Raw genomic sequence first — 21,473 nt, 5'->3', positions numbered from 1 at the left:
TGCTTTATCAGATGGAGAGCGCTATGGCTTGGAATGAGCCGGGTGGCAACTCGAATAATCAGGATCCTTGGGGTGGTAAGCGCCGCAATAATGGCGACCGCAAGGGGCCACCAGATCTCGACGAGGCCTTCCGAAAGCTGCAGGAAAGCCTGAATGGGTTGTTCGGTGGTGGAAAAAAACGGGGTGGTGATGAAGGTGGTCGCACCAGCAAGGGCGGCGGCTACGGCCTGCTGGGCCTGGGTCTTGTCGTGCTGGCGGCCGTATGGCTGTACAGCGCCGTATACGTCGTGGACGAGCAGGAGCAAGCCGTGGTGCTGCGCTTCGGCAAGTACTACGAGACTGTCGGTCCTGGCCTGAATATCTATTTCCCGCCGATCGACAAGAAGTACATGGAGAACGTCACGCGTGAGCGTGCCTACACCAAGCAGGGCCAGATGCTGACCGAAGACGAGAATATCGTCGAAGTGCCGCTGACCGTGCAGTACAAGATCAGCAACCTGCAGGACTTCGTGCTGAATGTCGATCAGCCGGAAATCAGCCTGCAACACGCAACCGAAAGCGCCCTGCGCCACGTGGTGGGTTCCACCGCCATGGACCAGGTGCTGACCGAAGGCCGTGAACTGATGGCCAGCGAAATCAAGGAGCGCCTGCAACGGTTCCTCGATACCTATCGCACCGGTATCACCGTCACCCAGGTGAACGTACAGAGCGCAGCGGCACCGCGTGAAGTGCAGGAAGCGTTCGACGACGTGATCCGCGCCCGTGAAGACGAACAGCGTTCGCGCAACCAGGCTGAAACCTACGCCAACGGCGTCGTGCCGGAAGCCCGTGGCCAGGCCCAGCGTATCCTTGAGGATGCCAATGGTTACCGTGACGAAGTGGTCTCCCGTGCCAAGGGTGAAGCGGATCGCTTTACCAAGCTGGTCGCCGAGTATCGCAAGGCGCCTGAAGTGACGCGTGAGCGTCTGTACCTGGACACCATGCAGGAAGTCTTCAGCAATACCAGCAAGGTCCTCGTGACCGGCAGCAAGGGTGGGCAGAACAACCTGCTGTACCTGCCGCTGGACAAGATGATCGAAGGTGGTCGCAGCAGCTCCAGTGCACCGTCCACCGGTTCCAATGCCGCTGCCAATGAAGCGAGCGCCCGTGCGGCCGCTGACTTGCTGCAACAGCAAACACGTACCAGGGAGAGTCGTTGATGAGCAATAAATCGCTGACCGCCCTGATTGTGGGCGTCGTCGTGGTCATCGCTGCCTGGAACTGCTTCTACATCGTGGCTCAGACCGAGCGAGCGGTGCTGCTGCAATTCGGTCGCGTGGTCCAGGCGGATGTCCAGCCGGGCCTGCATGTGAAAGTCCCTTACGTCAACCAGGTGCGCAAGTTCGACGCCCGCCTGATGACCCTGGATGCACCGACACAGCGCTTCCTGACCCTGGAAAAGAAAGCCGTGATGGTTGACGCCTACGCCAAGTGGCGCGTCAAGGATGCCGAGCGCTTCTACACTGCGACCTCCGGCCTCAAGCAGATTGCCGACGAGCGTTTGTCGCGCCGTCTGGAGTCGGGCCTGCGTGACCAGTTTGGTAAGCGCACCCTGCACGAGGTGGTGTCCGGTGAACGTGATGCGCTGATGGCGGATATCACCCGTTCGTTGAACACGATGGCGGAAAAAGAGCTGGGCATCGAAGTTGTCGATGTTCGGGTCAAGGCCATCGATTTGCCGAAGGAAGTGAACCGCAGCGTGTTCGAGCGCATGAGCACCGAGCGTGAGCGTGAGGCTCGTGAGCACCGTGCCAAGGGTAACGAGCTGGCTGAAGGTATCCGTGCGGATGCCGACCGTCAGCGCCGTGTACTGCTGGCAGAAGCCTATCGCGAGTCTGAAGAGGCCCGTGGTGATGGTGATGCTCAAGCCGCGGCGATCTACGCCAAGGCTTACGGCCAGGACCAGGAGTTCTACGCGTTCTACCGTAGCCTGCGTGCCTACCGTGAAAGCTTCGCGAACAAAACCGACGTCATGGTGCTGGACCCAAGCAGCGACTTCTTCCGCTACCTGGAAAAGTCCAAGTAACCAGCCCGTGATTTTGTAGGGCGCACTCCGTCGGGCGGCTAAAACGCCTGGCGGGGTGATCCTTTCAGAAAACGGGTGTATGATGCGGCAGCCGGGAAATTCCCGGCTTTTTTGCGTCTGCATGTTTGATTCGGCAGGCGTGACAGGTTTTTCGAGGAAAGTGCCCGACGAGGCCGTTAACAGGTCGTTCGTCACGTCGCTCTTGCGCGTGGTTTATGCAGGGGGCGGGTATTTTCTGCTTCACTCAAGGCTCGGCCGAGGGCTGGCCGCCCGGATCATAGGGGAATGGCGTAATGGCAACGGTAGACCGCTGGCTGCTGCCAGATGGCATCGAAGAAGTACTGCCACCAGAAGCTGCGCGCATTGAAGTAGCGCGTCGCCAGGTGTTGGATCTGTTCCAGAGCTGGGGTTACGAGTTTGTCGTGACCCCCCATATCGAGTACCTGGAATCCCTGCTGACCGGCGCGGGCCAGGACCTGGATCTGCGCACCTTCAAGGTCATCGACCCGCAATCGGGCCGGCAAATGGGGTTCCGTGCCGACATCACGCCGCAAGTGGCGCGCATCGATGCGCACACCCTGCGCCGCGAAGGCCCGAGCCGCCTGTGCTACGCCGGCAGCGTGCTGCATGCTCAACCGCGTGCCTTGTCGTCTTCCCGCAGCCCGATCCAGTTGGGCGCGGAGTTGTACGGTGATGCCAGCCCGAGCAGCGACGTTGAAGTGATCAGCCTGATGCTGGCCATGCTGCAACTGGCTGATGTACCAGATGTCCACATGGACCTCGGTCACGTGGGTATCTACCGTGGCCTGGCCCGTGCGGCCGGTTTGTCCGGTGAGGCCGAGCAACAGCTGTTCGATGCCCTGCAGCGCAAGGCGATCGATGAAGTCATCGCCTTGACCGCTGGCGTGCCTGCGGATCTGGCCGAGATGCTGCGTGCACTGGTCAACCTGTGTGGTGGCCGTGAAGTACTGGTGGCTGCACGTGAGCGCCTGGCCAAGGCGCCGGCGCCGGTATTGGCTGCACTGGATGACGTGCTGGCGATTGCTGAGCGGTTGTCGGCGCGGTTCCCGCAGTTGCCGCTGTATTTTGATCTGGGCGAGTTGCGCGGTTACCACTACCACACCGGTGTGGTGTTCGCGGTGTTTGTACCGGGTGTTGGCCAGGCCATCGCCCAAGGTGGACGTTACGACGACATCGGCGCCGACTTCGGTCGTGCGCGTCCGGCCACCGGCTTTTCCACCGATTTGAAAACCCTGGTGACCCTGGGGCGTGCTGAGGTCGAGCTGCCGTCTGGTGGCATCTGGATGCCCGACAGTACGGACGCAGCACTCTGGCAGCAGGTTTGCCAGTTGCGCAGTGAGGGTCAGCGTGTTGTCCAGGCATTGCCTGGGCAGCCATTGGCCGCCGCCCGTGAAGCGGACTGCGACCGGCAATTGATTCTGCAGAACGGGCTTTGGCAAGTATCGCCACTGGCTTCTTGAGTTTTCCTGCCGGCCATCGCCGGCACCAAGTTTGCGCGAATGAGGACAAGTGTTATGGGTAAGAATGTCGTAGTCCTGGGCACCCAATGGGGTGATGAGGGCAAAGGCAAGATCGTTGATCTGCTGACCGAACATGCTGCCGCCGTAGTGCGCTACCAAGGCGGTCACAACGCTGGCCACACCCTGGTCATCGACGGCGAAAAAACCGTCTTGCACCTGATCCCGTCGGGTGTCCTGCGCGAAGGCGTGCAGTGCCTGATCGGTAACGGCGTCGTGGTTGCACCGGATGCCCTGCTGCGCGAGATCACCAAGCTGGAAGAGAAAGGCGTACCGGTGCGCGAGCGCCTGCGTATCAGCCCGTCCTGCCCGCTGATCCTGTCCTTCCACGTTGCGCTGGACCAGGCCCGTGAAAAGGCCCGTGGCGAGCTGAAGATCGGCACCACCGGTCGCGGCATCGGCCCGGCCTACGAAGACAAGGTCGCGCGTCGTGGCCTGCGTGTGGGCGACCTGCTCAACATGCCGCGCTTTGAAGACAAGCTGCGTGAACTGGTGGATTACCACAACTTCATGCTGGTGGGTTACTACAAAGAGCCCGCCATCGAATTCGACAAGACCCTGGCCGAGTGCAAGGAATACGCTGAGCTGCTCAAGCCGCTGATGCTGGATGTGACCGCCGAGCTGCACGACCTGCGTCGCGCCGGCAAGGACATCATGTTCGAAGGCGCCCAGGGTTCGTTGCTGGACATCGACCACGGTACCTACCCGTACGTGACCAGCTCCAACACCACTGCTGGCGGCGTCGCTACCGGTTCGGGCGTTGGTCCTATGTTCCTGGACTACATCCTCGGCATCACCAAGGCCTACACCACCCGTGTAGGTTCGGGCCCGTTCCCGACTGAACTGTTCGACGAAGTCGGTGCGCACCTGGCCAAGCAAGGTCACGAATTCGGCGCGACCACCGGCCGTGCTCGTCGCTGTGGCTGGTTCGACGCCGTTATCCTGCGTCGCGCGATCGATGTGAACAGCATCTCGGGCATCTGCTTCACCAAGCTGGATGTACTCGACGGTCTGGAAACCATCAACATCTGCGTCGGCTACAAAGATGCCGAAGGCAAGGACGTTGCCCCGGTTGACGCCGACAGCTACGTGGGCCTGCAGCCTGTGTACGAAGAAGTGCCGGGCTGGAGCGAATCGACCGTGGGTGCCAAGACCCTGGAAGAGTTGCCAGCCAATGCCCGTGCCTACATCAAGCGCGTTGAAGAGCTGATCGGTGCGCCGATTGACATTATTTCGACGGGCCCGGATCGCAACGAGACCATCGTTCTGCGTCACCCGTTCGCTTAATAAGCTATTGATGTAAAAAGCAAAGGGCTCCTTCGGGAGCCCTTTGTCGTATCTGCATGCCAAGCGGCACGACCCTTGCTGTGTTTCTCTCTTTCGCGGTGCTATCAAATTAGTGGCACCCGTGGTGGAGGGATTCCCGATGTCTGCCGTTCTCTCATTGTTACAAAGCCGTCTGTTGCGGCCGGTGTTCGTTACCCTAGGTATCGCTCTTTTGGTGCAAGTGCTGGTGGCGGTCGCTCTCACCCGGAGCACGGTCACGGCGCTGGAGGCCGATTTGGGCAGTCGCCTGGGCGTCGACAGCCAGAAGCTGTCCGGTGAACTGGCCCAGGCCGGCAAGGAAGTCACGTCGAGCCTGGACAGCTTGTCCACCAGTACCCGTCAGCGCCTGACCGCCGGGCTTTCCGAGCGCCTGCAGGCAGAGCAGAAACAGTTGCGTGCGACCCTGGAAAAAGACCTGCAAGACTCCGCCAACGATATGGCGCAACTGCTGGCCTCGGTGGCGCCCCGCGCCATGTGGGACAGCGATGTGCCAACGCTGTCCGAGTTTGCCCGACGCGCCCAGCGCAATCCCAACGTGCTGTTCGTGGTTTATGACGACGCGGCGGGTGAGCACCTGACTCGTTATCTGAATCGCGAAAATCCGATCAACAAAGCGTTGCTGGAAAAAGGCCAGGGCGATCGCGCCCTGGACAAAGTCCTGAACGCCGCGAAGAACGATCCTTCGGTGTTCTATGTCGAGGCGTCCATCAGCCCTAACGGCGTGGAGATTGGCAAGGTGCTCATGGGGGTGTCGACCGCGTCGGTCGAGGCCGATCTGCAAGCGCTGGACAAGCGTTTTGCCGCACTGATAGCCAGCGGTGATCAGTTGGTCGGCGACAGCCTCAAAGGTGCTGCGGCGGATAGCGCGGCGGCCATGGGCGCTCGTCTGCAGTCGGCACAAGCCACTGCGACCCAGATGACCGTCAACACCACCGACGCCGTGCAGGAGGCTGCCGGCACCTTGCGTTGGCGCATCGGCATGGGGCTGGCGGTGGTCGGTTTCGGCGTATTGCTGCTGATCGCCGTGGTTCTCGGCCGCCGTGTGGTCAATCGCCTGAAACTGCTTATCGCGGCCATGGATGACCTGGCAGCAGGCGAGGGCGACCTCACCAAGCGCGTGCAGATCAACAGCAAGGACGAAATCGGCGACATGGCCTCGGCGGTCAATCGCTTTGTGGATAAGTTGCAACCCATCGTGCGCGAGGCGGGCGATGTGGCCCAGCGTACCGGCGTGGAAATCGGCGCCATGACCTTGCGCAATGCCGGCGCCGATGCGGCCGCTGGCTTGCAGCGTGATGAGGTGGCGGAGAGTTTGCGCGCACTGTCGCAAATGGCCGACGAGGCCCAGGCCGAAAGCCACGCCATGCAGGCGGCGTTGCAGCAGGTGGTGGATATTCGTCAGGCGACGGACGAGAACTCGCGCACGTCGGCCGAAGTTGGCAGTTTGATCGAGGCGTTGGCGGGGCAGGTCCAGGCCGGGTCCCAGGTTATCGAGCGCCTGGCCCAGCAAAGCGAGCAGATCGAAGTGGTGCTGACGGTCATCCATGGTATCGCCGAGCAGACCAACCTGTTGGCGCTCAACGCGGCCATTGAAGCCGCGCGTGCGGGCGAGACCGGGCGGGGCTTTGCGGTGGTGGCGGACGAAGTGCGTGCGTTGGCCAGCAAGACCCAAAGCTCTACCGGCGATATCCAGGCCCATATCGTCGCGTTGCAGCAGGGCGCGCGGGAGGCGGTGGAAACCATCGGCAAGGCCGGGCGCCAGGCCAACGAAGGTTTGCTGGTGCTGCGCGACAGCGTGCGCTTGCAGCAGACGGTGCAGGCCTCGGTGGAGCAGGTGCATGCAGCGATTGGCCTGGCTACCCGCGCCGCCGAGCACCAGGCCCAGGGCGCCCATGCGGTACGAGGCCGTGTCGAGGTGATCCATGCCCAGGCCGAGCGTGCGGCGCAGGCGGTGGTGGAGACTACCGCCAGTGGCAAGGTGCTGGATGGGTTGGCGGCGCAGTTGAAGGCGAGTCTGGGGCAGTTCCGGGCTTAGCGTCGTCCGTTCTGGCCTCATCGGGGGCTTGCCCCCGATAGCGATCTCAGCGGCTCAAGTACATCCGAGTTGTCAGCAGATAGACCGGCAACCCCGACACCACTATCAACAACGCTGCATAAGGCGCCGCCGCCGCAAACTCCACATTCGAGGTGTGCGCCCACACGGCAGTCGCCAAGGTATTCAGCCCGGTGGGGCTGAGCAGCAACGTCGCCGTCAATTCCTTCATGGCGTCCAGGAACACCAGCGCAAATGCCGCACCCAATGCCGGAAAAATAATCGGCAGCGTCACTCGGCAAAACGCACTGAACGACGATGCCCCCAGCGTGCGTGCAGCCTCTTCCAGCTGCGGTGCGGCTTTGTTCAAGGCCGTGCGGATCGGCGCCTGGGCCAATGGAAGAAACAACAAGGCATAGGCGATCAGCAGCAACGCAGAGGTCTGGTACAGCGCCGGCACGTAATGCAGGGCGAAATACACCAGTGTCAACGCAATCACCAGGCCGGGCAGGGCGTGCAACAGGTACGGCAGGCGCTCGGCCCAGATTGCCAGTCGGCCCTTGTAGCGCACCACCAGCAGCCCCAGCGGTACCGCCAGCGCCAGGCACAGCGCCGCGCCACCCAGCGATAGCATCAGGGAGGACAGCAATGCCTCACCAATCTCGGCCATTGGAAATGCCGCCGATGAACCTACCGCCAGCCAATAGCCGAGCATGCCCAAGGGGATGCCGCTGCCGATGATCGCCAGCGTCAGGCAATACACCTGGCCCAGTGGCGCCCACTTGCCCAGTCGCACCTGCTCCCCATGCCGCGCCGCGCCCTGGCCGATGCGCACGTGCCGGCCCTTGCCGCGCACGCGCAGTTCCAGCCACAGCAGGGTCAGGCACATCACCAGCAATACCGCCGAAAGCATCGCGGCATTGGCATTGCTGAACTCCAGTTCGAATTGCTGGTAGATCGCGGTGGTGAAGGTTTGCAGGCCGATGATCGACAGCGCGCCGAACTCGACCAGCATATGCAGGGCAATCAGCAGTGCCCCAGCCAGCAGCGACGGCCACAGCAAGGGCAGGGTGATGCGCAGGAATACGCCCCAGCGATTCTGCCCCAGGGTGCGGGCCGATTCTTCAAGGGAAGGGTCCAGGTTGCGCAAGGTTGCGGCCACTGGCAAAAACACCAGCGGGTATTTGGACAGGGTCATCACCAGGATCGCGCCGCCGAGCCCTTCGAAGTGGGCGCTCAGGGATACCCAGGTGAAGCTGCTGACAAACGCCGGCACCGCGAACGGCAGGCACAGGACTACGCCCCAGAGGCGGCGTCCCGGCAGATTGCTGCGTTCCAGCAGCCAGGCCAGGGACAGGCCGATCACGCCGCACGCCACCGTCACGCCGACCATCAGCGCCAGGGTGTTGCGCAGCAGCCCGAACACATACGGCCGCCAGAGCAGATGCACCGCCTGCGCCCAGCCCGCCTGCCAAGCCTTTAGCCCGACGTACACCAGCGGCAGCAGGCTCAGGCCAACCAGTAGCAGGACGGGGAGCAGTAGCCAGATCGAAGGGCGCTTGCGGCGTGGGCTGAACCCCCCGCGCAGGGCGGGGGTGGGTAGCGATGGGTTCATCAGTTCAAGCCAACCTCACGTTCCAGGTCCAAGGCCTCTTCTGCGTTGCCGAGGTCGGCAGGCGTGACTTTCGGCGGCTGCAGTTCGCTGAAAGGCTTGAGGCCGCGGTTGGATTCCATGCCTTTGCGCAGCGGGTACTCGGCCGAGGTAGTGGTAATCACGCGCTGGCCTTCTTCGCTGGCCATGAACGCCAGCAGTTGCTGGGCTTCTTTGGGATGCTTGCTGGACTTCAGCGCGGCCGCCGAAGACACGGTGATCAGGCCGCCGGCATCGCCATCGGTGAAGTAGTGCAGTTGGGAGTCGAGGTTGGTTTTTTCTTTCTTCAGGGCAAACCAGTAGTAGTTGTTCACCAGAACGGTGGCTACTTCGCCGTTTTCCACGGCCTTCAGGGCGACCATGTTGTTGCTGTACACCTTGCCGAAGGCACGCAGGCCGGTCAGCCATTCTTCGGCGGCTTCACGGCCGTGCAGCTTGATGATCGCCACGGCCTGTTCCTGGAAGGCGCCGCTGGTAGGTACGAAACCGACCTTGCCTTGCCACTCGGGGCCGGCGAAATCCAATACCGACTTGGGCAGGTCTTTCTCGGCAATCAGTTTGGGGTTGAAGGCTACGACGCGGGTGCGTGCGGTCACGCCCATCCAGTCGCCGTTACGGCCCACGTAATCCTTGGGCAGGACGTCGAGCGTGCCTGCATCGATCTTGGCCAGCAGGCCTTGCTCGCCAAGTTTGTTCAGTGGCGGCGATTCCTCGGTGTAGATCACGTCGGCAGGGGAGCGGTCGCCTTCCTCCACGACTTGGCTGGCCAGTTGGTTGCTGCTGCCCTTGCGTACGTTGACGTGAATACCGGTCCTGGCTTCGAAGGCCTTGGCGAGTTCATCGCCGACTTCTTTGTGTTGGCCGTTGTACAGGGTCAGGGAGACCTTGTCGGCGGAATAGGCGGCGGGGGAGAGTAGGGTCAGGCCGAGCAGAGTGATGGTCAGGCCACGCAGAAGGGATGTCTTGAGACGGGTATCGCGGATCATCATCCGGGGTTTTCCTCACTTGAGTGCAACAAATCATTGCAAGGATAAACGATAAAACTTCTCAAGTGCGCCGAAGGGGGGAAATTGCTGGTGGAGGTTTTCAAACCCCGGAAACGAAAAAACCCGCTTTCGCGGGTTTGATCTGAATTTGGTGCCCAGGAGAAGACTCGAACTTCCACGACCTTGCGATCACCAGCACCTGAAGCTGGCGTGTCTACCAATTTCACCACCTGGGCATTATCAAGCAACGTTGCCGCTGTTGATGGGGCGAACTATACGGCGGGCTTTTTAATCTGTAAACCCCTGATTCGAAAAATATAAATCGATTTTCTCGTTAAAAATCAGAAGCCTGAAACGAAAAAACCCGCTTTCGCGGGTTTGATCTGAATTTGGTGCCCAGGAGAAGACTCGAACTTCCACGACCTTGCGATCACCAGCACCTGAAGCTGGCGTGTCTACCAATTTCACCACCTGGGCAACATCAACCACGTTGCCGTCGTCGATGGCGCGCACTATACGGAGCGGTTTTTTAGCTGTAAACCCCTGCTATGAAAAAAACCTGGAAAATTTCGCCAATGGTCGTGCAAGGTGCGCGGCGAGGGCTGTAAAAGGCTTTTAAACGCTTGTTGATGCCTGAAATTTCCCGTTTCAATACGCGTATGCCAAACTAACCCGCATATAGACAAGGTGAAAAATCTCTAATGGCCGATTGGCAGTCCCTCGATCCCGAGGCCGCTCGTGAAGCGGAAAAATATGAAAACCCTATTCCTAGCCGCGAACTGATCCTGGCGCACCTCGCCGATCGGGGTTCGCCTGCTAGCCGTGAGCAGTTGGTCGAAGAGTTCGGTCTGACCACCGAAGACCAGCTCGAAGCCCTGCGCCGCCGCCTGCGTGCCATGGAGCGCGATGCTCAACTGATCTACACCCGCCGTGGCACCTATGCACCCGTGGATAAGCTCGACCTGATCCTCGGCCGCATTGCCGGCCACCGTGACGGTTTCGGCTTCCTGATCCCGGATGACGGCAGTGATGACCTGTTCATGAGCCCGGCGCAAATGCGCCTGGTGTTCGATGGCGACCGTGCCCTGGCGCGGGTTTCCGGACTGGACCGTCGTGGTCGCCGTGAAGGCGTGATCGTCGAAGTGGTGTCCCGTGCCCACGAGTCCATCGTCGGCCGCTACTTCGAAGAAGGCGGTATCGGCTTTGTTGTGCCGGATAACCCGAAGGTCCAGCAGGAAGTGCTGATCACCCCGGGCCGCAATGGCGCTGCCAAGGTCGGCCAGTTCGTCGAGGTGAAAATCACCCACTGGCCGACTGCGCGCTTCCAGCCCCAGGGCGATATTGTAGAAGTGGTCGGCAACTACATGGCGCCGGGCATGGAAATCGACGTGGCGCTGCGTACCTACGATATTCCTCACGTCTGGCCTGAGGCTGTGCTCAAGGAAGCCGCCAAGCTCAAGCCGGAAGTCGAAGAAAAGGACAAGGAAAAACGCATCGACCTGCGCCATCTGCCGTTCGTCACCATTGACGGTGAAGATGCCCGCGACTTCGACGATGCGGTCTACTGCGAAGCCAAGCCCGGCAAGCTGCGCCTGTTCTCCGGCGGCTGGAAGTTGTTCGTCGCGATTGCCGACGTTTCCAGCTATGTGAAGATCGGTTCGGCCCTGGATAACGAGGCCCAGGTACGCGGCAACTCCGTGTATTTCCCTGAGCGCGTGATCCCGATGCTGCCTGAGCAACTGTCCAACGGCCTGTGCTCCCTGAACCCGAAAGTCGACCGTTTGGCCATGGTTTGCGAGATGACTATCTCGAAAACCGGCGAAATGACCGATTACCAGTTCTATGAAGCGGTGATCCACTCCCAGGCGCGCCTGACCTACAACAAGGTCAGCACCATCCTGGAACAGCCGAAAACCAGCGAAGCCAAGGCGTTGCGTGGTGAGTTCGGGCATGTGGTGCCGCACCTCAAGCAGCTGTATGCGTTGTACAAGGTGTTGCTGGGTGCCCGTCATGTGCGTGGCGCGATCGATTTTGAAACCCAGGAAACCCGGATTGTCTTCGGTTCCGAGCGCAAGATCGCCGCGATCACCCCGACCACCCGTAACGATGCGCACAAGCTGATCGAGGAATGCATGCTGGCGGCCAACGTGGCCACCGCTGAATTCCTGAAAAAGCACGAAATCCCTGCGCTCTACCGTGTACACGATGGCCCGCCACCGGAGCGCCTGGAAAAACTGCGCGCGTTCCTCGGCGAGCTGGGCCTGTCCCTGCACAAAGGCAAGGACGGCCCGACGCCGAAGGACTACCAGGCACTGCTGGCCAGCATCAAGGACCGTCCGGATTACCACGTGATCCAGACCGTGATGCTGCGTTCCCTGAGCCAGGCGGTGTACAGCGCCGATAACCAGGGCCACTTCGGCCTGAATTACGAGGCGTATACCCACTTCACCTCGCCGATTCGCCGTTATCCGGACTTGCTCACGCACCGCGCAATCCGCAGCGTGATCCATTCCAGGCAGAACACCCCGCACGTCAAGCGCGCCGGTGCCATGACCATTCCGAAGGCGCGGATCTATCCGTACGACGAAGCGGCCCTGGAACAGTTGGGCGAGCAGTGCTCCATGAGCGAGCGCCGCGCCGACGAAGCCACCCGCGATGTGGTGAACTGGCTCAAGTGCGAGTTCATGAAGGACCGCGTGGGCGAGTCGTTCCCAGGTGTGATCACCGCCGTGACCGGCTTTGGCCTGTTCGTCGAGCTGACCGACATCTACGTCGAAGGCCTGGTGCACGTCACCGCCTTGCCGGGTGACTACTACCACTTCGACCCTGTGCACCACCGCCTGGCGGGTGAGCGTACCGGTCGCAGTTTCCGTTTGGGCGATACCGTGGAAGTGCAGGTCATGCGCGTCGATCTCGACGAGCGCAAGATCGACTTTGGCATGCCTGACAAGCCCGCCGAAGCGCCGGGCCGTAAAAAGCGTGGCAGCGAGACGACCGCGCCTGCAAGCAAAGGCAAAGGCGCTCCCGCCAAAGCGGCAGTTGCAGAGCCTGCTCCGGCCAAGGCCGGGCGCCGTCCAGCAGCCAAGGACAAAGCGCCCGAGGCCTACCGCCCAAGCGACGCGGCGGCGAAAAACGCCGAACTGCGCAAGAGCCGTGAGTTGAAGCAGCAGTTGCTCAACGAAGCCAAAAGCGGTGGTAAAGCGGCGTCTGGGGGAAAGTCCCAGGGGGCGGAAAAGCCGTCGAGCAAGCCAAGTAAACACCGTAAAGGCCCGCCAAAAGCGGGTTCGGCCCCCGCGAAAAGCGGCGGGTCGCGCAAACCTAAGGCCAAGTCATGAGTCTGGAAAAAATCTACGGCGTCCACGCCGTAGAAGCACTGCTGCGTCACCACCCTAAGCGCGTCAAGCAAGTCTGGCTGGCCGAAGGTCGCAGCGAGCCGCGCGTACAGGCGTTGGTCGAGTTGGCCACCCAAAACAAAGTCGCCATCGGCCAGGCCGAACGGCGTGAAATGGACGTGTGGGTCGAAGGCGTCCACCAGGGTGTGGTGGCGGACGTCAGTCCGAGCCAGGTCTGGGGCGAAGCGATGCTCGATGAGCTGCTCGACCGTACCGAAGGTGCACCGCTGCTGCTGGTGCTGGACGGCGTGACCGACCCGCACAACCTCGGCGCGTGCCTGCGCTCGGCCGATGCTGCGGGTGCGCTGGCGGTGATTGTGCCTAAGGACAAGTCGGCTACCTTGACGCCGGTGGTGCGTAAAGTCGCCTGTGGCGCGGCGGAAGTGATTCCGCTGGTGGCCGTGACCAACCTGGCGCGCACCCTGGAGAAACTCCAGCAGCGCGGCCTGTGGGTCGTGGGCACGGCGGGAGAGGCCGAGGTCAGCATTTATGACCAGGACCTCACCGGCCCGACCATCCTGATCATGGGAGCCGAAGGCAAGGGCATGCGTCGCCTGACCCGTGAACATTGCGATTACCTGGTGCACCTGCCGATGGCCGGTAGCGTCAGCAGCCTGAACGTGTCGGTTGCGACCGGCGTGTGCCTGTTTGAGGCCCAGCGTCAGCGTGGTGCCAAGGCCAAGGCCAAGGCGAAGAAGTAATTCCAAGCCTGGCGTAGAACCAACATGTGGGAGGGGGCTTGCCCCTCCCACATGTGCTTTTGTGGTGTCTGGGAGATTGTTCAAATAATCACCAATCACCTTGCGCCCGTTCTTCCCCTTCTCTACAATTGCGCCCCTTGCCTTCCTGGCAGGCACCGATGTGCCTCCCTGCGGCAAGATCCATAAGTGTCATTCACTCCTTGTCTGACCGTTTTTGAGCGGCAGGCTACAACCCGTAAGGAGCATTCATGCGTCATTACGAAATCATCTTTTTGGTCCACCCGGATCAAAGCGAGCAAGTCGGCGGCATGGTTGAGCGTTACACCAAGCTGATCGAAGAAGACGGCGGCAAAATCCACCGTCTGGAAGATTGGGGTCGTCGTCAACTGGCCTACGCAATCAACAATGTTCACAAGGCTCACTACGTGATGCTGAACGTTGAGTGCACCGGCAAGGCCCTGGCCGAGCTGGAAGACAACTTCCGCTACAACGATGCAGTGATCCGTAACCTGGTCATCCGTCGCGAAGAAGCCGTTACCGGCCAATCCGAGATGCTCAAGGCTGAAGAAAACCGCAGTGAGCGCCGTGAGCGTCGCGACCGTCCTGAGCACGAAGGCGCTGATAGCGCTGATAGTGATGACAGCGACAGCAGCGATAACGCTGACGAGTAATCCACGGACCTTATTAAGGAGCCTATCAAATGGCACGTTTCTTCCGTCGTCGTAAGTTTTGCCGCTTCACCGCTGAAGAAGTGAAGGAGATCGACTACAAAGATCTCAACACTCTGAAAGCCTACGTATCCGAGACCGGCAAAATCGTTCCAAGCCGTATCACCGGTACCAAAGCACGTTATCAGCGTCAGCTGGCTACCGCTATCAAGCGCGCCCGCTTCCTGGCCCTGCTGGCCTACACCGACAGCCACGGCCGCTGAGACCGGGCAGTCGACAAGTAGTAAGGGATTGAATGCATGCGCGCCTTAGCTGAGTTCATCATGCGCGGTCGTGTGCAGGCCACTCTGGTAGTGGCTGGATGTGCAGTGTTGCCGTTGTTGTTCTGGTTGGGTGCCGCCGCGGGTTGCCTTGTGCTCCTGCGGCGCGGTTCGGACGCCTTGAGCGTCCTGGGTCTGGGGTTGTTGTCAGTGTTGGTGAGCTGGCATTTCCTGCAAGACCCGACAGCGCTTCTGGTGCTGTTGGGGAGTTGCAGCCTGGCGTTGGTTTTGCGCGCCGGGCATTCCTGGAATCGCGTGCTGCTGGTCAGCACGGCCGTTGGGTTGTTGTGTGCGGTGAGCCTGGGGACCGTTTTCGGTTCCTTCATCGAGTCGTTGGCGCAGACGTTTCAACACGTCTTGCCGCTGGTGATGGGTGAGTCTTACGAGAAGTTCTCGGCAGACCAGAAAGCAGCACTCGCTTCACTGGCAGTTCCGATGTTGATCATTTCGACAGCGGTTTCGGTGCAGGTCTTTAGTGTGTTGTGCCTGATTCTTGGGCGCTATTGGCAGGCGTTGTTGTATAACCCCGGCGGTTTCGGAAGCGAGTTTCGCGCAATCCGGATCCCCAAGCGCGTTGCGCTGTCACTGCTGGCCGTCATGTGCGTTGCCCCGTTTATCGGGTGGCACACCTTGATCCTGTTGCCGTTGTGCGGTGTGCCGCTGTTCTTCGCTGGCTTGTCCCTGATTCACGGGCTTGTCGCGCAGAAAAGACTGGCCAGTTTCTGGCTGGTGGGGATCTACGTCACCGTCCTGCCGCTCATGCACTTGATCGGTCCGTTACTCGTGGTCTTGGCCATTGTCGACAGCCTGATTGATTTTCGCGGACGTTCTGCGCCGAAAGACGCCGATAACGCGAACGGTGAAGGTTAAAAGTTAGAGGATTTTCACATGCAACTGATCCTTCTGGAAAAAGTCGCCAACCTGGGCAACCTGGGCGACAAAGTGAACGTTAAGGCCGGCTACGGTCGTAACTACCTGCTGCCATACGGCAAAGCCACCGCTGCAACCGCTGCCAATCTGGCTGCGTTTGAAGAGCGTCGCGCCGAGCTGGAAAAAGCAGCAGCAGACAAGAAAGCTTCGGCTGAAACTCGCGCTGCCCAACTGGCTGAGCTGGAAGTGACTATCACTGCCACCGCCGGTGACGAAGGCAAGCTGTTCGGTTCGATCGGCACCCACGACATCGCTGATGCACTGACCGCCTCCGGCGTTGAAGTGCAGAAGAGCGAAGTTCGTCTGCCGAACGGCACCATCCGCAACGTAGGCGAATTCGACGTAGCCGTGCACCTGCACGCCGAAGTTGAAGCCACCGTACGCGTTGTCGTGGTAGCAGCTTAAGTCGCACCTAACTGACTGGCACCTCGTGTGCCGGGCAGTTAACATCGGGCACGATCCTGTTTACAGGTCGTGCCTTTTGTTTTTCTACAATCCCCTAATTCCAAGTGGCCATGAACGATATTTCAGCTCCTGAGCAATACGATCTGCAAACCGCTGCCCTGAAGGTGCCGCCGCATTCCATCGAGGCCGAACAGGCCGTGCTCGGTGGCCTGATGCTGGACAACAACGCCTGGGAACGCGTGCTGGATCAAGTCTCGGACGGCGATTTCTATCGTCATGACCACCGCCTGATCTTCCGTGCCATCGCCAAGCTGGCCGACCAGAACTCCCCAATCGACGTGGTGACCCTGGCCGAGCAGTTGGACAAGGAAGGCCAGACCTCCCAGGTCGGTGGCCTGGGCTACCTGGGTGAACTGGCAAAAAACACGCCGTCCGTCGCCAACATCAAGGCCTATGCCCAGATCGTTCGCGAGCGCGCCACCCTGCGCCAGTTGATCGGCATCAGCACCGAAATCGCCGACAGCGCCTTCAACCCCGAAGGTCGCACCGCCGCCGAAATCCTTGACGAAGCCGAGCGCCAGATCTTCCAGATCGCCGAAGCGCGCCCGAAAACCGGCGGCCCGGTCAGCGTCAATGACCTGTTGACCAAGGCCATCGACCGCATCGACACCTTGTTCAACACCGACAACGCCATCACCGGTATTTCCACCGGCTACACCGACCTCGACGAGAAGACCAGCGGCCTGCAGCCGTCCGACCTGATCATCGTCGCCGGTCGTCCATCCATGGGTAAGACCACCTTTGCGATGAACCTGGTGGAAAACGCCGTGTTGCGCAGCGACAAGACCGTACTGGTGTACTCCCTCGAGATGCCAGGCGAATCGCTGATCATGCGTATGCTGTCGTCCCTCGGCCGTATCGACCAGACCAAGGTGCGTGCCGGTCGCCTGGAAGACGACGACTGGCCGCGCCTGACCTCGGCGGTCAACCTGCTCAACGACCGCAAGCTGTTTATCGATGACACCGCCGGTATCAGCCCGTCCGAGATGCGTGCACGTACCCGCCGCCTGGTACGTGAGCACGGCGACATCGCCCTGATCATGATCGACTACCTGCAGTTGATGCAGATCCCGGGTTCCAGCGGCGATAACCGGACTAACGAAATTTCCGAAATCTCCCGGTCACTCAAGGCCCTGGCCAAGGAATTCAACTGCCCGGTGGTGGCACTGTCCCAGCTCAACCGTTCCCTGGAACAACGCCCCAACAAGCGCCCGGTGAACTCCGACTTGCGGGAATCCGGAGCGATCGAGCAGGATGCCGACGTGATCATGTTCGTATACCGCGACGAGGTGTATCACCCCGAGACCGAGCACAAAGGCATTGCCGAGATCATTATCGGCAAGCAGCGTAACGGCCCGATCGGCTTTATCCGCCTGGCGTTCATCGGTAAATACACGCGCTTCGAGAACCTGGCGCCGGGCAGCTACAACTTCGACGACGACGAATAACCCGTCTGCTCAATTCCGACCATTACCGTCGGAATTGGTCAAAATTTGTGCTATATTCCGCGCCCGCGATTTTTCATCTCAACACCGGTCACCGTCATGCAAACAGCCAAGCCGTTATTTGACTATCCCAAGTACTGGGCCGAATGTTTCGGCCCTGCGCCATTCCTGCCGATGAGCAGGGAGGAGATGGATCAGCTTGGCTGGGATTCGTGCGACATCATCATCGTCACCGGTGATGCCTACGTGGACCACCCGTCATTCGGCATGGCCATCATCGGCCGGCTGCTGGAGTCCCAGGGCTTCCGCGTCGGGATCATTGCGCAGCCGAACTGGCAGTCCAAAGACGACTTCATGAAACTGGGCGAGCCGAACCTGTTCTTCGGCGTCGCGGCCGGCAACATGGACTCGATGATCAACCGCTACACCGCCGACAAGAAAATCCGTTCCGACGACGCCTACACCCCAGGCGGCATGGCCGGCAAACGCCCGGACCGCGCCAGCCTGGTGTACAGCCAGCGTTGCAAGGAAGCCTACAAGAACGTGCCGATCGTACTCGGCGGCATCGAAGCATCCCTGCGCCGCATCGCCCACTACGACTACTGGCAGGACCGCGTGCGCAACTCGATCCTGATCGACGCCACCGCCGATATCCTGCTGTACGGCAACGCCGAGCGGGCTATCGTCGAAGTCGCCCAGCGCCTGTCGTGGGGCCACAAGATCGAAGACATTACCGATGTGCGCGGCACCGCGTTCATCCGTCGCGATACCCCAGCCGGCTGGTACGAAGTGGATTCCACGCGTATCGATCGCCCGGGCAAGGTCGACAAGATCATCAACCCGTACGTCAACACCCAGGACACCCAGGCCTGCGCCATCGAGCAGGAAAAGGGGCCGGTCGATGATCCGGAAGAAGCCAAGGTCGTGCAGATCCTGGCCAGCCCGCGCATGACCCGCGACAAGACCGTGATCCGCCTGCCCTCGGTGGAAAAAGTCCGTGGCGACGCCGTGCTCTATGCCCACGCCAACCGCGTGCTGCACCTGGAAACCAACCCAGGCAACGCCCGCGCCCTGGTGCAGAAGCACGGCGAAGTGGACGTGTGGTTCAACCCGCCGCCCATTCCGATGACCACCGAAGAAATGGACTACGTGTTCGGCATGCCTTACGCCCGTGTTCCGCACCCGGCGTACGGCAAGGAGAAGATCCCGGCCTACGACATGATCCGTTTCTCGGTGAACATCATGCGTGGCTGCTTCGGCGGCTGCACCTTCTGCTCGATCACCGAGCACGAAGGGCGGATCATCCAGAACCGTTCCGAAGAGTCGATCATTCGCGAAATCGAAGAGATCCGCGACAAGGTGCCGGGCTTCACCGGTGTGATCTCCGACCTCGGCGGCCCGACTGCGAACATGTACCGCATTGCCTGCAAGAGCCCGGAAATCGAATCCGCGTGCCGCAAGCCGTCGTGCGTGTTCCCCGGTATCTGCCCGAACCTGAACACCGACCACTCGTCGTTGATCCAGCTGTATCGAAGCGCCCGTGCATTGCCGGGTGTGAAGAAGATCCTGATCGCTTCCGGCCTGCGCTACGACCTCGCGGTCGAGTCGCCGGAATACGTCAAGGAGCTGGTCACCCACCACGTCGGTGGCTACCTCAAGATCGCCCCGGAACACACCGAGGAAGGTCCGCTCAACCAGATGATGAAGCCGGGCATTGGCAGCTATGACAAGTTCAAGCGCATGTTCGAGAAGTACACCAAGGAAGCGGGCAAGGAGCAGTACCTGATCCCTTACTTCATCGCGGCTCACCCGGGCACCACCGATGAAGACATGATGAACCTGGCCCTGTGGCTCAAGGGCAACGGCTTCCGCGCCGACCAGGTGCAGGCGTTCTACCCGTCGCCGATGGCCACCGCCACCGCGATGTACCACTCGGGCAAGAACCCGCTGCGCAAGGTCACCTACAAGAGCGACGCGGTGACCATCGTCAAGAGCGAGGAGCAGCGCCGCCTGCACAAGGCGTTCCTGCGCTATCACGACCCGAAGGGCTGGCCGATGCTGCGTGAAGCGTTGACCCGCATGGGCCGTGCCGACCTGATCGGGCCGGGCAAGGACCAACTGATCCCGCTGCACCAGCCGAGCACCGACAGCTACCAGAGCGCCCGTCGCAAGAACTCGACGCCGGCCGGTAGCCACAAGGTCGCCAAGGAAACTACCACCAAGATCCTTACCCAGCACACCGGCCTGCCGCCCCGTGGCAGCGACGGCAGCAACCCGTGGGACAAGCGTGAGCAAGCCAAGGCGGCGGCCCAGGCGCGTAACAAGCAGGCGGCCAAGGAACGCAGCGATGCGGCCAAGGGCAAGGGCGGCAAGCCGGCCCGCAAGCCGGTCGTGCCGCGTTGATCGTCGCTTGAAAATGCAAACGCCAGCCTTGTGCTGGCGTTTTGCTTTCTAGGCGGTGGAGAGTCTGTTTGTTAAGGTGGCGCCCATTAAATTGCCATCGGGGGCTTGCCCCCGATAGCGTCAGTCCAGTCTCCACCCCTTCAAGGAAGAACACCCCATGGGCAACCCCCTGGCCGGCATCGGCATGGACTCCAACCGCTCCCAGTTCATGGCGCGCCAGCGCATCGAAAGCCAGATCAACCTGCCACGGCTGTTCGCGGCCATCGACGCCGACCCCAGCATCGTCGGCGCGGGGGTGGTGTATATCGACGCTGACTTCAATGTCATTACCCTGCGCGAATTCAAGCCCATCTGCAGCATCAAGCCCAAGCGCATCATTTTGCGTGAAGCGCAGAAGTACATTGCGCCAACACAGTTTGCTCAACATGTCGTGAGCAATCCTCGAGAATCGCGACTGATTGGCGAAGCCGTGAATACCGGAATCTCCTGCTTGGGGGCGGTCATCAGTTGGGCTGCGATCGCCAGTGGAACAATTCTGGTGCCTTTCAGCGCTGGCGCCAGTTCCGTCATCGTTGTAGTGGGGTATGCGGCTGCCGGCGCAAGTACGCTTCAGTGTTTCAACGGCATTGCCCGAACAGCGCTGGAAGTCGCCAAACCTGAGGTCAAGGATTCGCTCGACAGTGAAGGCTGGTACCAGAATGCGTCCATCGTGCTGGACGCCGTATCACTGGTAGGCGTGGGCGCTTCGGCCCTGACGACGGTCAAGCTGGTCAGGGCCGCCAAAGCATCGACGGGCAAGAGCCTGCGTGATGTGCTTCGCGGTTTGAATCGCCAGGAAAGAGCCAAGCTGACGAAAGAGCTGCTGAGCATCAACCATCCCAGCTTGACCGCGAAGATGATCAAATTGAGGCAGGCGTCGGGCGAACTCACCAAGCGTTTCACCCCTACGCAGCTCAAGCACAGCACCACTACCCAGATCAAAGACGTCCTGGGCGCAAGCGTTGGGTTTGGCGGGAGTGCCTACTCCGGAAACGTCAACACCATCGCGATTGGACTGTACGAGGAGGTAAGCGAATGAGCGAATTGATGACGCTACGCGACTTTTTCAGACAATACTTTCTGACGTTTATGGGCGGCGTATTTGCTGCGTGTTTTTCTTTGGCGTTGGCTGTGGCGCTGGCGTTCATCACCTATTTTCGTGATGCGCCGATGGCTCAAGTGGGGCTCAAGATCATGTCTGCCGGGGCGCTGCTCATTCTGTTGACGGTCCATAGCAACTTTATGATTTTGCGGGGCCGACCCTCCTGGGTGTGGGTAATGGTCGGTATCTATGTCGCCTGTCTACTGTTTGTAGTTCCGATGGTTCAATTCCAGCCCCACAAAGTCCTTTATGGGTTGGCGCTGTTATTCCCATTGCTCGGATTATTGACACTTAACAGCAAGGTTCAACGAGAGATGCGCACGAAACTCGTGGGAATCCGTCGTATTCGGCAGGCGGTCAAATCAACCGTCAGATCGAGTAGTCGCATGTGAAGGAGCCGCCTTCGATAA

The 21,473-nt window shown here is 60.6% G+C and carries 17 protein-coding genes and 2 tRNA genes; 15 read left to right on the top strand and 4 right to left on the bottom strand.

Annotated elements, in window-relative coordinates:
* Positions 1-23: 23 nt before the first annotated feature.
* The 5 genes from hflK to PspCFBP13509_RS04215 all read left to right on the top strand — a co-directional run bounded on the left by hflK (position 24) and on the right by PspCFBP13509_RS04215 (position 6,964).
* Entirely contained in the window at positions 24-1,199 is a 1,176-nt protein-coding gene (gene hflK / locus PspCFBP13509_RS04235; protein WP_065925625.1) for an FtsH protease activity modulator HflK, read from the top strand.
* Complete coding sequence (hflC, locus tag PspCFBP13509_RS04230; protein ID WP_010213607.1) at positions 1,199-2,065, top strand: protease modulator HflC; 867 nt, start codon at positions 1,199-1,201, stop codon at positions 2,063-2,065. Before hflK ends, hflC begins: the two co-directional genes overlap by 1 nt.
* Before the next feature lie 293 nt (positions 2,066-2,358).
* On the top strand, positions 2,359-3,546 hold the full coding sequence (locus PspCFBP13509_RS04225) for an ATP phosphoribosyltransferase regulatory subunit (protein WP_065940876.1): 1,188 nt from the start codon (positions 2,359-2,361) through the stop codon (positions 3,544-3,546).
* A 54-nt stretch (positions 3,547-3,600) separates the two neighbouring features.
* Positions 3,601-4,890: an adenylosuccinate synthase gene (locus tag PspCFBP13509_RS04220; protein WP_027604896.1), complete on the top strand. Its 1,290-nt coding sequence runs from the start codon at positions 3,601-3,603 to the stop codon at positions 4,888-4,890.
* Between the two features lie 139 nt (positions 4,891-5,029).
* The gene (locus PspCFBP13509_RS04215) at positions 5,030-6,964 is read left to right on the top strand and encodes a methyl-accepting chemotaxis protein (protein ID WP_065925623.1); all 1,935 of its coding nucleotides are present in this window, start codon (positions 5,030-5,032) and stop codon (positions 6,962-6,964) included.
* Positions 6,965-7,010: 46 nt separating this feature from the next.
* On the opposite strand, the gene PspCFBP13509_RS04210 is transcribed toward PspCFBP13509_RS04215, so the two are convergent.
* The 4 genes from PspCFBP13509_RS04210 to PspCFBP13509_RS04195 form a co-directional block, all read right to left on the bottom strand.
* A complete protein-coding gene (locus PspCFBP13509_RS04210) occupies positions 7,011-8,576 on the bottom strand; it encodes an ABC transporter permease (RefSeq protein WP_137211605.1) in 1,566 nt (521 codons plus the stop codon).
* On the bottom strand, positions 8,576-9,601 hold the full coding sequence (locus tag PspCFBP13509_RS04205) for an iron ABC transporter substrate-binding protein (protein WP_065925621.1): 1,026 nt from the start codon (positions 9,599-9,601) through the stop codon (positions 8,576-8,578). The genes PspCFBP13509_RS04210 and PspCFBP13509_RS04205 overlap by 1 nt, the downstream gene beginning before the upstream one ends.
* 146 nt (positions 9,602-9,747) lie before the next feature.
* Positions 9,748-9,834, bottom strand: a tRNA-Leu gene (locus PspCFBP13509_RS04200).
* Between the two features lie 154 nt (positions 9,835-9,988).
* A tRNA-Leu gene (locus PspCFBP13509_RS04195) sits at positions 9,989-10,075 on the bottom strand.
* Positions 10,076-10,299: 224 nt separating this feature from the next.
* Between PspCFBP13509_RS04195 and rnr the strand changes: the two genes are divergently transcribed.
* The 10 genes from rnr (at position 10,300) to PspCFBP13509_RS04145 (ending at position 21,455) form a co-directional block, all read left to right on the top strand.
* On the top strand, positions 10,300-12,933 hold the full coding sequence (rnr, locus tag PspCFBP13509_RS04190; protein WP_137211604.1) for a ribonuclease R: 2,634 nt from the start codon (positions 10,300-10,302) through the stop codon (positions 12,931-12,933).
* On the top strand, positions 12,930-13,691 hold the full coding sequence (rlmB, locus tag PspCFBP13509_RS04185) for a 23S rRNA (guanosine(2251)-2'-O)-methyltransferase RlmB (protein WP_137211603.1): 762 nt from the start codon (positions 12,930-12,932) through the stop codon (positions 13,689-13,691). Before rnr ends, rlmB begins: the two co-directional genes overlap by 4 nt.
* A gap of 248 nt (positions 13,692-13,939) precedes the next feature.
* A complete protein-coding gene (gene rpsF / locus PspCFBP13509_RS04180; RefSeq protein ID WP_003171371.1) occupies positions 13,940-14,362 on the top strand; it encodes a 30S ribosomal protein S6 in 423 nt (140 codons plus the stop codon).
* A gap of 29 nt (positions 14,363-14,391) precedes the next feature.
* Positions 14,392-14,622 (top strand): 30S ribosomal protein S18, encoded by a 231-nt coding sequence (gene rpsR / locus PspCFBP13509_RS04175; RefSeq protein ID WP_003171373.1) that lies wholly within the window; start codon positions 14,392-14,394, stop codon positions 14,620-14,622.
* 36 nt (positions 14,623-14,658) lie between these two features.
* The gene (locus PspCFBP13509_RS04170; protein ID WP_065925619.1) at positions 14,659-15,549 is read left to right on the top strand and encodes a hypothetical protein; all 891 of its coding nucleotides are present in this window, start codon (positions 14,659-14,661) and stop codon (positions 15,547-15,549) included.
* An 18-nt stretch (positions 15,550-15,567) separates the two neighbouring features.
* A complete protein-coding gene (gene rplI / locus PspCFBP13509_RS04165; protein ID WP_003171376.1) occupies positions 15,568-16,014 on the top strand; it encodes a 50S ribosomal protein L9 in 447 nt (148 codons plus the stop codon).
* A gap of 110 nt (positions 16,015-16,124) precedes the next feature.
* On the top strand, positions 16,125-17,522 hold the full coding sequence (gene dnaB / locus PspCFBP13509_RS04160) for a replicative DNA helicase (RefSeq protein WP_017526410.1): 1,398 nt from the start codon (positions 16,125-16,127) through the stop codon (positions 17,520-17,522).
* A gap of 96 nt (positions 17,523-17,618) precedes the next feature.
* Positions 17,619-19,922, top strand: coding sequence for a YgiQ family radical SAM protein (locus PspCFBP13509_RS04155; protein WP_065925618.1), 2,304 nt, complete (start codon positions 17,619-17,621; stop codon positions 19,920-19,922).
* 157 nt (positions 19,923-20,079) lie between these two features.
* Positions 20,080-21,000 carry an NAD synthetase gene (locus PspCFBP13509_RS04150; RefSeq protein ID WP_065925617.1) on the top strand — a complete coding sequence of 307 codons (921 nt, stop codon included), beginning with the start codon at positions 20,080-20,082 and terminating at the stop codon, positions 20,998-21,000.
* Entirely contained in the window at positions 20,997-21,455 is a 459-nt protein-coding gene (locus PspCFBP13509_RS04145) for a hypothetical protein (RefSeq protein ID WP_024073094.1), read from the top strand. The genes PspCFBP13509_RS04150 and PspCFBP13509_RS04145 overlap by 4 nt, the downstream gene beginning before the upstream one ends.
* Positions 21,456-21,473 lie beyond the last annotated feature (18 nt).

The organism is Pseudomonas sp. CFBP13509 (assembly GCF_005233485.1).
Taxonomy (GTDB): domain Bacteria; phylum Pseudomonadota; class Gammaproteobacteria; order Pseudomonadales; family Pseudomonadaceae; genus Aquipseudomonas; species Aquipseudomonas marginalis.
The sequence above is the reverse complement of the archived record's forward strand: the minus strand, read 5'-3'. Positions and strand labels throughout refer to the sequence as shown.

Bases quoted from the DNA above. Each gene is read 5' to 3' on its own strand.
- hflK (WP_065925625.1), top strand. From the start codon at position 24: ATGGCTTGGAATGAGCCGGGTGGCAACTCGAATAATCAGGATCCTTGG.
- dnaB (WP_017526410.1), top strand. From the start codon at position 16,125: ATGAACGATATTTCAGCTCCTGAGCAATACGATCTGCAAACCGCTGCC.
- PspCFBP13509_RS04205 (WP_065925621.1), bottom strand. From the start codon at position 9,601: ATGATGATCCGCGATACCCGTCTCAAGACATCCCTTCTGCGTGGCCTG.
- rpsR (WP_003171373.1), top strand. From the start codon at position 14,392: ATGGCACGTTTCTTCCGTCGTCGTAAGTTTTGCCGCTTCACCGCTGAA.
- PspCFBP13509_RS04225 (WP_065940876.1), top strand. From the start codon at position 2,359: ATGGCAACGGTAGACCGCTGGCTGCTGCCAGATGGCATCGAAGAAGTA.
- rlmB (WP_137211603.1), top strand. From the start codon at position 12,930: ATGAGTCTGGAAAAAATCTACGGCGTCCACGCCGTAGAAGCACTGCTG.
- rplI (WP_003171376.1), top strand. From the start codon at position 15,568: ATGCAACTGATCCTTCTGGAAAAAGTCGCCAACCTGGGCAACCTGGGC.
- rnr (WP_137211604.1), top strand. From the start codon at position 10,300: ATGGCCGATTGGCAGTCCCTCGATCCCGAGGCCGCTCGTGAAGCGGAA.
- rpsF (WP_003171371.1), top strand. From the start codon at position 13,940: ATGCGTCATTACGAAATCATCTTTTTGGTCCACCCGGATCAAAGCGAG.
- PspCFBP13509_RS04210 (WP_137211605.1), bottom strand. From the start codon at position 8,576: ATGAACCCATCGCTACCCACCCCCGCCCTGCGCGGGGGGTTCAGCCCA.
- PspCFBP13509_RS04155 (WP_065925618.1), top strand. From the start codon at position 17,619: ATGCAAACAGCCAAGCCGTTATTTGACTATCCCAAGTACTGGGCCGAA.
- PspCFBP13509_RS04220 (WP_027604896.1), top strand. From the start codon at position 3,601: ATGGGTAAGAATGTCGTAGTCCTGGGCACCCAATGGGGTGATGAGGGC.
- PspCFBP13509_RS04215 (WP_065925623.1), top strand. From the start codon at position 5,030: ATGTCTGCCGTTCTCTCATTGTTACAAAGCCGTCTGTTGCGGCCGGTG.
- PspCFBP13509_RS04145 (WP_024073094.1), top strand. From the start codon at position 20,997: ATGAGCGAATTGATGACGCTACGCGACTTTTTCAGACAATACTTTCTG.
- PspCFBP13509_RS04150 (WP_065925617.1), top strand. From the start codon at position 20,080: ATGGGCAACCCCCTGGCCGGCATCGGCATGGACTCCAACCGCTCCCAG.
- PspCFBP13509_RS04170 (WP_065925619.1), top strand. From the start codon at position 14,659: ATGCGCGCCTTAGCTGAGTTCATCATGCGCGGTCGTGTGCAGGCCACT.
- hflC (WP_010213607.1), top strand. From the start codon at position 1,199: ATGAGCAATAAATCGCTGACCGCCCTGATTGTGGGCGTCGTCGTGGTC.